General features: G+C 66.4%; 1 protein-coding gene. It reads left to right on the top strand.

Annotated features, from left to right (window positions below; all coding sequences use genetic code 11):
• Positions 1-57: 57 nt before the first annotated feature.
• Positions 58-1,656 (top strand): ISL3 family transposase, encoded by a 1,599-nt coding sequence (locus NE2_RS34405; RefSeq protein ID WP_084494535.1) that lies wholly within the window; start codon positions 58-60, stop codon positions 1,654-1,656.
• Positions 1,657-1,688: the final 32 nt, after the last annotated feature.

Genomic DNA, 1,688 nt, shown 5'->3' with positions numbered 1-1,688 from the left:
GATGGGGTGCGTGTCGATTCCGCTGTTGCGCAGGAGGATCGGTTATAGACGCTGTTCGTGGTGTTGGATGATGTCGCGAAACATGTTGTGAGCCTGCTCTTTCCGCATCTTTCGGCGGTTCGCATCGATGGGGTTTCGACGACGAGCGGGGGCATCGTGTTCGATGCGTCGACCTGTGGTTCTTCGGCTGATTGCACCCGGTGTGGGTGTCATTCGTCGGTGGTGCACAGCCGTTACCGCCGCACGATCGTGGACCTGGCCGTCTCGGGCCGGGAAGTGGTGATCCGGCTGATGGTGCGCCGGTTCCGGTGCGAGGCTGCTCACTGCGAGCGCCGGATCTTCTCCGAACAGGTCCCAGGCTTGGCCGTTCGGTATCAGCGGCGCAGTCCGCTGGTCACCGAGTTGCTGACGCGGGTCGGACTGGCGCTGGGTGGTCGGCCCGGTGCGAGGATGGCGAGGCAGCTGGCGGTGGAGGTGTCGCGATCAACGTTGTTGGGGCTGGTGCGGTCGATCCGACTGCCGGCGGTCGGTGAGCTGGTGGAGGTCGGTGTCGACGATTGGGCCATCCGCCGCGGTCACGTCTACGGCACTGTGGTGATCGACATGCGCACCCACCGGCCGGTCGATCTTCTGCCGGACCGGACCTCCGACACCCTCGCTGCCTGGCTGGCCCAACATCCAGGCATTCGCGTAGTGTGTCGCGACCGCGGCGGCCCGTATGCTGACGGTGCCAGTCGCGGTGCGCCGCAAGCGATTCAAATCGCGGACAGGTGGCATTTGCTCCTTAATCTGACTGCAGCGGTCGACAAAGTTGTTCGCGCGCATCGTAAATGCTTGCGCGAAGACGACGAACACGCAGCGGTCGCCCAACCCGCCCCGACGCTGGCGAGCCAGAGCCCGGCATCGGCACGGCGAGTAGCGGCTACCCGGCAACGCCATGCCGAGATCCACGCGCTGGTCGCCAAGGGCGTCGGTCCGACCGCGATCGCGAAGGCCCTGAATCTGGACGGCAAGACTGTGCGGCGCTACCGCCTGGCCGGCACCGCCGATCAGCTTCTCACCTCGGCCCCGCGACGTGGCAGCGCCCTCGACCCGCACGTGCCCTACCTTGCGGGACGGTGGGAAGATGGCTGCAGCAACGCTCGGCTGCTGTTCGGTGAGCTACGCCAGCGCGGCTACCGAGGCAGCGAACGCTCGGTCCGCCGGCTCATCCACACCTGGCGCGAGAACACCGCCCCGGCGCCGGTATGGACGGCGAAACCGCCGATCACCGCACGCCAGCTCACCAGCCTGTTCATGCGGCCCCGACACAAACTCACCGCCGACGAACTCGCCGACCTGCATCACGCACTCGACCACTGCGACACCCTGCGCGAGCTCGAAGAGCTGGTCACGGGCTTCGCCGATATGCTGCGCCACCGCCGCGGTCAGCAGCTCGACGACTGGATCAACCAGGCCAAGGCCGGCAGCATCCCGCAGCTGCGCGGCTTCGCCGACGGGCTGCTCAAGGACTACGACGCCGTCCGCAACGGACTCACCCTGCCCTGGAACAGCGGCGCTGTCGAAGGAGCCGTCTGCCGGATTAAGGCATACAAGAGGGCCATGTACGGGCGTGCCAATTTCGATCTCCTCCGCACCCGCGTCCTCGCCCAATAAGCCTGGCCCATCATCAAATTCCGGCCAGAGCC

The sequence above is a fragment of the Nocardia elegans NBRC 108235 genome (genome assembly GCF_001612845.1).
GTDB lineage: Bacteria > Actinomycetota > Actinomycetes > Mycobacteriales > Mycobacteriaceae > Nocardia > Nocardia nova.
The sequence above is the reverse complement of the archived record's forward strand: the minus strand, read 5'-3'. Positions and strand labels throughout refer to the sequence as shown.